Origin of the sequence: Ruminococcus sp. AM43-6, assembly GCF_003461785.1 — a bacterium.
Lineage (GTDB): Bacteria > Bacillota > Clostridia > Oscillospirales > Ruminococcaceae > Hominimerdicola > Hominimerdicola aceti.
This window is the reverse complement of record NZ_QTXU01000084.1, coordinates 297-555: the sequence shown is the minus strand read 5'-3', so window position 1 is coordinate 555 and position 259 is coordinate 297. Positions and strand designations below refer to the sequence as shown.

General features: G+C 47.1%; 1 pseudogene. It reads left to right on the top strand.

The features are described from left to right. Positions 1-259 (top strand): annotated as a pseudogene (locus DW938_RS15220) (IS3 family transposase); the annotation flags it as partial.

Below are 259 nucleotides of genomic sequence, written 5' to 3'. Positions count from 1 at the left end.
GTATGTATCTTGCATTGCAGCAGAGAAAGGATGCCGGGAAAACTGACATTGACATTCCATGTGAAGCTACTGTACGCAAGGTCATGGTGCAGATAGGATTGATACACAAGCCTCGCAGAAAGCCAAACGGGATAACCAAAGCGGATCGGCTTGCTCGAAAATCGGATGATCTTCTCAGACGTGATTTTTACGCAGACAGGCCTTTGAAAAAAGCTGTGACCGACATAAGCGAGGTGAAGGCAAAGGATGGAAGGCTCTA